The sequence below is a fragment of the Neiella litorisoli genome, assembly GCF_014773395.1.
In the GTDB taxonomy this organism is placed as follows: domain Bacteria; phylum Pseudomonadota; class Gammaproteobacteria; order Enterobacterales; family Neiellaceae; genus Neiella; species Neiella litorisoli.
The window spans coordinates 220961-228831 of sequence record NZ_JACXAF010000004.1; the positions used below are offsets into that span (position 1 = coordinate 220961).

Here is a 7871-nt window from a genome sequence, read left to right on the forward strand (position 1 = left end):
CTATTATAGAAGCAGGTCACACCAGTTGCCCAATGAACTGCTCACAATGCCTGAGTGATCCCATTACCTAACCAACAGACATAAAAAAAGCCACCGACGGTGGCTTTTTTCAACTCAGCGTGTGTTATTTCACATCACACTTTTTCAGGCTCCAGATGCGCTCAACATAATCTTCGATTGAACGGTCTGAAGTGAATTTGCCCATTTGAGCAGTATTCAGAATGGCACTCTTGGCCCAAGCTTTCTGATCTTTGTACATCTCATTAGCGCGTTTGTGTGCTTCTGAGTAGCTTTCAAAGTCAGCCAATACTAAGTATGGGTCGCCGCCGTCTAGCAAGCTGCGCTTAATCGCAGACAATGCACCTGGCTCACCTGGGGTGAAGTAGTCCGTATCCAACCAGTCCAGAACCGCTTTGATCTCTGGGTTACCGTAGTAGTAATCCCATGGGTTGTAGCCCTTGGCTTTGGTTTCTTTCACTTCATCAACTGACAGACCGAAGATGAACATGTTCTCTTCGCCAGCTTCTTCGGCGATTTCGATGTTCGCACCGTCCATTGTACCCATGGTCAAGGCACCGTTCAGCGCCATCTTCATGTTACCAGTACCAGAGGCTTCGTAACCGGCCGTTGAGATTTGCTCAGACAAGTCTGCCGCAGGGATCAGTTTTTCGGCCAAGCTGACGCGGTAGTTCGGCAGGAACACCACTTTCAGTTTGTCTTTGATGCGCGGATCGTTGTTGATGCGGTCAGCTACTTTGTTAATAGCGTAGATAATTTCTTTCGCCAGTTTGTAACCAGGCGCAGCTTTGGCACCAAACAGGAAGACCATTGGGTGGAAGTCCATGTTTGGATTTTCCAACAAGCGGCGGTACAGAGCCAAGATGTGCAGCAAGTTCAAGTGCTGACGCTTGTACTCGTGCAAACGCTTGATCAGGACGTCAAAGATTGCGTCTGGAGAAACTTCGACACCAGTCAGTTCACGAATGGTGTTGACCAACTCCAATTTGTTCTCACGCTTCGCTTGCATGTACTTTTTCTGGAACGCAGGCTTGTCAGCGTATGGCTTCAGCGCAACCAGTTTGTCGAGCTGACCTGGCCAGTCGCTACCGATCGTTTCACTGATCAGCGATGACAGGCGTGGGTTACATGCTTTCAACCAGCGGCGTGGCGTGACACCATTGGTGACGTTAACGAATTTCTCAGGCCACATTTCGTAGAACTCTGGGAACAGGTCAGATTTAACCAGCTCAGAGTGAACTGCGGCAACGCCGTTAACTTTGTATGAACCAACCACACACAGGTTACCCATGCGGATCATGCGCTGAGCGCCTTCTTCGATCAGTGACAGCTTGATCTTCTTAGCGTCATCGCCAGGCCATTGCGCTTCAACTTCGTCGAGGAAACGACGGTTGATTTCATAAATGATTTCCAAGTGACGTGGCAACACGCGCTCGAACAAGTACACAGGCCACTTCTCTAGTGCTTCAGGCAACAAGGTGTGGTTGGTGTATGCAAAGGCGTTCTGACAAATTGCCCACGCGTCTTCCCAGTTCAAACCTTCCTCGTCCATAAAGACGCGCATCAGTTCTGGGATCGCCACTGTTGGGTGAGTATCGTTCAACTGGATAACGATTTGCTCAGCATACTTGCTGAAATCGTTACCGTGAGCGCGCTTGTAGCGACGCATGATGTCTTTTAGTGAACAGGCACAGAAGAAGTACTGTTGAACCAAACGCAGCTGCTTACCAGCTTCGGTTTCGTCGTTCGGGTAAAGTACTTTAGAAACTGTTTCAGCCAGGTTTTGCTCGCCTTGGGCATCTTTGTATGCACCGGCATTAAATGCATCCCAGTCAAAGAATTCTGACGCGCGGCTTTCCCACAAGCGCAGAATGTTAACCGTTGTGCCTTTGTAGCCAACGATTGGAATATCCCATGGCACACCTTTAATGACGCTACCTGGGTGCCATACTTTGCGCAGGCTACCATCGTTTTCAAATACGGTTTCAACATAACCGAATAGTGGCACTTCTTGCGTTGATTCTGGACGGCAGATTTCCCAAGGGTTGCCGTATTCACGCCATGAATCTGGACGCTCGATTTGACGGCCTTGTTGAATTGTTTGGCGGAACAAGCCGTGCTCGTAGTGAATACCATAACCGATTGCTGGGTAGTTCAAGCTCGCCAATGAGTCGATGAAACAAGCAGCCAAACGGCCCAAGCCACCGTTACCCAGCGCCATATCTGGCTCTTCTTCGGCCAAATCAGTGATTTCGTGACCCAGTTCTTTCAATGCTTGCGCAGCATTTTCAAACAAGCCCAAGCTTTGCAGGTTGTTACCCATCAAACGACCCATCAAGAACTCAAGTGACAGGTAGTGAACCGCACGAGTATCTTTGTTCAGGTGAGTTTTTTGAGTTTGGCTCAGACGAGAAAAGACAAGTTCGTTCACCGCTGCTGCAGTTGCGCCCCACCATGCTTTGTCAGATGCTTTTTCAACATCGGTACCCAAAGTGGTGTTGAGGTTACGAACAATGCTTTCTTTAAATTGTTCAACAGATACATCTACAGCAAAGCCTTCAGCAGTTGGTGCTGGAGCAGCTTTTTTTGCAGTGGTTGTTTTTTTGGTGGTAGTAGTTTTCTTGCTGGCAGTAGTTGTGCCAGTAGCCTTTTTCGTTGCCATACCAATTACCGTCCTAATAGATGATTACCTAAAACTGGGGATTTAGAGGAGGAACATCAGTTCGAGTTCCAATCTAAATACTGCTGGCAACATAATAGACGGCATATCCGGACAGGCAAGTGACCTTCATCACTCAAAAGTCAGCTTGACACAACCAAAAGCAACCACCTTGAATTCTGCAGTGGTTACTTTTGGTTTATTAAAAGGATGTAATTGATTACAACCCTGCTTTCGCGAAAGCGGCCGCCACAATCTCTTGGGCTTCCTGTTGGATTTGAGCGAGGTGCTCTTCGCCAACGAAACTTTCGGCATAAATTTTATAGATTTCTTCGGTGCCGGATGGACGGGCGGCAAACCAGCCTTTTTCTGTCACAACTTTTAAGCCACCAATCGCTGCGCCATTGCCAGGAGCATGGGTAAGCTTAGCCGTAATCGCATCACCTGCAAGGCTATCTGCTTCGACCATGTCAGCGGACAAATTCGACAGCACATCTTTTTGTGCAGAGCTTGCTGGTGCATCAATGCGTTTGTACACAGGTGCGCCAAATTTCTCTACCAAATCAAGATAATGCTGACCGGGATCTTTACCAGTCACAGCGGTAATTTCAGCCGCTAGCAAGGCCAAAATAATACCATCCTTATCGGTACTCCAAACGCTACCATCTTTGCGCAAGAACGAGGCACCGGCACTCTCTTCACCACCAAAACCAAACTCGCCAGTGTAGAGGCCATCAACAAACCACTTAAAGCCAACCGGTACTTCTTTGAGGTTTTTGTTGAGTGCATTGGCCACGTAATCAATCATCGAGCTAGACACTAATGTCTTGCCAATGGCTAAATCATCAGCCCACTGTGGACGATTGGTGCAGAGATATTGAATGGCAACTGCTAGATAATGGTTGGGGTTCATCAAACCAACTGATTTGGTCACAATGCCATGACGGTCGTAATCTGGATCATTCGACACTGCAACATCAAAATCATCTTTCAAATCAATCAGGCTGGCCATGGCGTAAGGCGATGAACAATCCATCCGGATCTTGCCGTCTTTATCGAGCGTCATAAAGCTGAAGGTCGGATCAACTCGATCGTTCACGACCTCAATATCGAGACCATAGGTCTTGGCAATCGCAGGCCAGAAGGCAATACCTGAGCCACCCATTGGGTCAACGCCAATTTTGACGCCCGCGTTTTTAATCGCATCCATATCGATGACATTTTTCAAATCATCAACATAAGGCGTGACATAATCGTACTCGACGCACTGCAGTGACTCCCATGCTTCATCAAATGGGGTGTAACCAATGCCTTCAAGATCGGCGGCAATTAATTCATTGGCGCGATCTTGAATCCACTTGGTTGCGGTGCTGTCAGCTGGGCCACCATTTGGTGGATTGTATTTAAAACCACCGTCTTGTGGCGGGTTATGCGATGGCGTGATCACGACTCCATCAGCTAATGCCGCCGGCTTGTTCGCGTTGTAGGTCAGAATGGCATGAGAGATCACCGGCGTTGGGGTGTAGCCACGGCCTTCTTGCACTCTGACTTCAACACCATTGCCAACAAACACTTCAATGGCAGTACAGAACGCTGCTTCAGACAAAGCGTGCGTATCCATTCCCAAATACAACGGGCCTTTGGTGCCTTGTTCATTGCGGTAGTCAACAATCGCTTGGCTGATGGCAAGGATATGCGTTTCAGTAAACGATTGCTTCAAGCTTGTACCACGGTGGCCCGAGGTACCAAAGGCAACCTTATGTTCGCCATTTCTTGGATCAGGTTTAGTCAGGTAGTAGTCCGTTAACAGACGAGGAATACTACACAAGTCTTGAGTTTGAGCTTTTTGCCCAGCTCTTGGATGAATAGCCATGAGGTTTCCTTGGATTTTCTTACAAATAGTTAATCAGCTGTGATTGTCGCGCCGCGTCCAGGCCAAGCACTTGACACACCTCTGAAAGAATCGCTTTTTTCTTATCAGTATTGTTGTTGGTCACCACCCAGTACGGCGAGCCTTCAATCGCTTTAGGGTTGGTACTACTGCCCGCTGCCAATAATTCATTTTTACTGGCTGCAAAATATAGCCGGTCGCGTCCGCGAATCGATAAAACCGCCGCAAATGCCTGCGGCGATTGATGATACAAATGCGACAAAATGATCAAAAAGCGGCCGACCACACCTTTCTGATTGGCCAGTGTTTGCTCATCAAGATCGGCACAATCAAATGTAGCCGCAGCTTTTTCTGCTTGCTCTGTTTCTACTACCGGCGGTTGCGGAGTCGTTTCAGTCGAAGTCGTCGGCATCAGTAGGCGGCGTAAAATATCCGAAGCGCTCTCGCCAATTTGTTGGGTTTGGCTGGCAATGTACTGATACAAATCATCATCAACTTCAATGGTTTTCATAGGTTAGACTCTGAATTACGAATGGGTTCGGTCGAATGGCTCCCGATTATACATAGATGCCTGATGCCAATCCATGAAGACACTTGAGGTCGCTTTATCTCGCTATTTATCATTGCTGGCAAATGAGAATTAGTCATAATAGCGGCCAAATATGTCAATCATCGTTTTCCATGCTGCATTATAAAGAGTCAGGCTCAGGCCCCGCCGTCATCCTTATTCACGGCTTGTTTGGTGACTTGAATAACTTAGGTAATCTTGCCCGCGATTTGCTCGAACAAGGCTATCGAGTGATCCAGATAGATACCCGCAATCATGGATCATCACCAACCATTGATGGCATGAGCTATCGCCAACAAGCGCAAGATTTGGCTGAGCTAATCGCTGAGCTTGAGCTGCAACAGGTCGATTTAGTAGGCCATTCCATGGGCGGAAAAATCGCCATGGCCTACGCCTTATCTGAACCGCAAATGGTACGGCGCTTAGTGGTTGCCGATATAGCTCCTGTGGCTTATCAGAGCCATCACATACAGGTGATCGCTGGTCTCAATGCCTTATGGCAGCAACCGACATCAAGTCGCCAGCAAGCCGATCAACTACTGAGTCAATTTGTCGATGAGTCCGGTGTGCGTCAGTTCCTGCTGAAAAACCTCAACTGGCGAGACGGTCAATGCCAGTGGAAACTGCGCTTGCAACAGGTGTTAGCCGGCTATGATGATGTGATTGACTGGCCTCAATTTGATGGCAGCTACAGCGGGCCCACCTTATTTATTAAAGGTACCGAGTCAGATTACATTCTGAGCGAACACCGAGAGGCAATCAGTCAGTATTTTGCCAATAGCAAAGCCAAGTTAATCAGCGATGCAGGTCACTGGCTACATGCCCAGAAACCGGCCGCCTTTAACCGAATTGTTGCGACTTTCTTGTCAGCCAATGGATGATGGCCGAACGCTTGTGATATAGTCGCGCCTCTAAATTTTTGAATCATTTACTATGCAGTCAAACTGGCTAATCGAACACTGGCAACAAATCGAAACTTTAGGCCTGTATCTATTTTTCGCGGTGTTGTTCTTTTTTATTGGCATGGCCATCTATGATGTCCTCAAACGTGGCGAGGTACCGGCGTTCGGTCGCGCTATTGTTTGGCTGGTGTTGTTTCTTGGTTGCGCAGGTTTTATCGCCAAAGGAGTGATTAAGGCTTTTTTCACCGCGACTGGGACTGGAGGTTAAAGCCTTGGCAAAACAATTGGCAGATCGCACTACAATAGATCTGTTTAGTGAAGAAAAGCGGCCTGGCCGTCCAAAAACAAATCCTCTACCGCGCGAAGTTCAAATTAAAATCAATAAGCGCAATCAGTTGCGACGAGATAAAAATAACGGCCTGAAGCGCGTTGAACTCAAACTTCACGCTGACATGGTTGAGCAATTAGACCAGCAAGCAAAAGCAATCGGTTTGAGTCGAGCTGCGTATATTGAACAGTTATTGCGTCAAAATATGGATGACGTGATAAACAAAGAGAATTAACGGTACCTAGATTAGAAAGCAGGAATAACACATGTCACTGGTTGGTATTTTTTTCGGTAGCGACACCGGTAATACAGAAAACGTCGCCAATATGTTGCAAAAAGAATTAGGTAAAAACATTTGCGATGTTCACGATATCGCCAAAGCAACCAAAGAAGACATTGATCAATACAGCTTTTTGCTGTTTGGCATCCCCACTTGGTATTACGGCGAAGCGCAATGCGACTGGGATGACTTTTTCCCTGATCTGGAATCCTTGTCATTTGAAGACAAGCTGGTCGGTATTTTCGGTTGTGGCGATCAAGAAGACTACGCCGAATACTTCCTTGATGCGATGGGCATGATCCGCGATATCGTCGAAGCTCGCGGCGCTACCCTAGTGGGTCTGTGGCCAACCGAAGGCTATGACTTTGAAGCGTCAAAAGGTTTAGCCGATGATGATCACTTCGTCGGTCTGGGCATTGATGAAGATCGTCAGCCTGAACTGACCGACGAGCGCGTTAAAGCATGGGCCGCGCAAATCTACCAAGAAATGTGCTTGGAAGAATTACAGTAATCACCTGAATATGTTTCATTTTGTTCGCAAGTTATTGCACTAATTCAGAATTTTTTATTTGCTTTGAATCAGAAAACACAAAGGTTGTAGGTTTATTTTGGCTCCGTAGTGTCTATAATGAGCCGAACTATAAAAACCCTACAAAGACTACATGATGACAGATGAAAATCTGGCCCTTAAAAAAGCGGGCCTGAAAGTAACACTGCCACGCATTAAAATCTTAGAAATGCTGCAGGATCCTGACAATCAGCACATCAGCGCAGAAGATGTTTATAAAAAGTTGATTGATCAAGGAGAGGAAATTGGCTTAGCCACGGTTTACCGCGTTCTGAACCAATTTGATGATGCCGGCATTGTCACTCGCCACCACTTCGAAGGCGGCAAATCAGTGTTTGAACTGGCAAGCCAAGAACACCACGACCACTTGGTGTGCTTAGATTGTGGCAAAGTCATCGAGTTTTCTGATGAAGTGATTGAGCAGCGACAGCACGAAATTGCCAAAGCGCATAATATCACGCTGACCAACCACAGCCTTTATTTGTATGGTCGCAGCAGCGATGGCCATTGTGAGCATGGCGATTGTGACTAACTGAGTCAGACATAAAAAAACGGCCGATATGGCTAATGCCGATCAGTTAACGACAAACTGATCGGTTGACCGATCTTCCGCAGGCTATATAAAGGTCTTAACTTCTTCAGTTAGGACCTTTTTCT

At 47.2% G+C, this 7871-nt stretch carries 8 protein-coding genes; 5 read left to right on the forward strand and 3 right to left on the reverse strand.

The genetic code is table 11. The features are described 5' to 3' along the window. Window positions 1-124: 124 nt before the first annotated feature. The 3 genes from IC617_RS04665 to seqA all read right to left on the reverse strand — a co-directional run bounded on the left by IC617_RS04665 (window position 125) and on the right by seqA (window position 5079). The gene (locus IC617_RS04665) at window positions 125-2680 is read right to left on the reverse strand and encodes a glycogen/starch/alpha-glucan phosphorylase (RefSeq protein ID WP_191143809.1); all 2556 of its coding nucleotides are present in this window, start codon (window positions 2678-2680) and stop codon (window positions 125-127) included. Between the two features lie 217 nt (window positions 2681-2897). Next, window positions 2898-4550 carry a phosphoglucomutase (alpha-D-glucose-1,6-bisphosphate-dependent) gene (pgm, locus tag IC617_RS04670; RefSeq protein WP_191143810.1) on the reverse strand — a complete coding sequence of 551 codons (1653 nt, stop codon included), beginning with the start codon at window positions 4548-4550 and terminating at the stop codon, window positions 2898-2900. 19 nt (window positions 4551-4569) lie between these two features. Then, on the reverse strand, window positions 4570-5079 hold the full coding sequence (gene seqA, locus IC617_RS04675; RefSeq protein WP_191143811.1) for a replication initiation negative regulator SeqA: 510 nt from the start codon (window positions 5077-5079) through the stop codon (window positions 4570-4572). Window positions 5080-5249: 170 nt separating this feature from the next. Between seqA and IC617_RS04680 the strand changes: the two genes are divergently transcribed. The 5 genes from IC617_RS04680 (at window position 5250) to fur (ending at window position 7746) form a co-directional block, all read left to right on the forward strand. Beyond that, complete coding sequence (locus tag IC617_RS04680) at window positions 5250-6017, forward strand: alpha/beta fold hydrolase (RefSeq protein WP_224745781.1); 768 nt, start codon at window positions 5250-5252, stop codon at window positions 6015-6017. Between the two features lie 52 nt (window positions 6018-6069). Continuing rightward, window positions 6070-6306, forward strand: a complete 237-nt coding sequence (locus tag IC617_RS04685; RefSeq protein ID WP_087505267.1) for a DUF2788 domain-containing protein — start codon at window positions 6070-6072, stop codon at window positions 6304-6306. 4 nt (window positions 6307-6310) lie between these two features. After that, complete coding sequence (gene ybfE / locus IC617_RS04690; protein ID WP_191143812.1) at window positions 6311-6601, forward strand: LexA regulated protein; 291 nt, start codon at window positions 6311-6313, stop codon at window positions 6599-6601. Between the two features lie 31 nt (window positions 6602-6632). Beyond that, entirely contained in the window at window positions 6633-7157 is a 525-nt protein-coding gene (gene fldA / locus IC617_RS04695) for a flavodoxin FldA (protein ID WP_191143813.1), read from the forward strand. Window positions 7158-7311: 154 nt separating this feature from the next. After that, window positions 7312-7746 (forward strand): ferric iron uptake transcriptional regulator, encoded by a 435-nt coding sequence (gene fur, locus IC617_RS04700; RefSeq protein WP_191143832.1) that lies wholly within the window; start codon window positions 7312-7314, stop codon window positions 7744-7746. Window positions 7747-7871: the final 125 nt, after the last annotated feature.